The following is a 259-nucleotide window of genomic DNA, read 5'->3' on the forward strand; positions in this document are numbered from 1 at the left end:
GGTAATGGAGATGTCGCATCTGGTGATGGTCGGACGTTCCGAGGGCGCGGTGCCTTTCATCTGACAGGCCGCGCAAATTACAGTGCGTACAGTGCAGCTGTTTATGGCGATCAGCGAATAGTAAGTAATCCTGAATTGGTAACGCAACCAGCCGATTTCTTTATGAGCGCTGCATGGTTCTGGAGCGCCAACGGCTTGAGCGCGCTTGCGGATCAGGACGCGTATACCGCAGTTACGCAAAAAATCAATGGTGCCACCG

1 pseudogene is annotated in these 259 nt (G+C 53.7%); it reads left to right on the top strand.

Features of this window, described 5'->3' with window-relative positions:
* Positions 1–259 (top strand): annotated as a pseudogene (locus AC1RPT_RS08085) (hypothetical protein); the annotation flags it as partial.

It is taken from the genome of Dellaglioa sp. CoH-56-MRSF-11 (assembly GCF_056782135.1).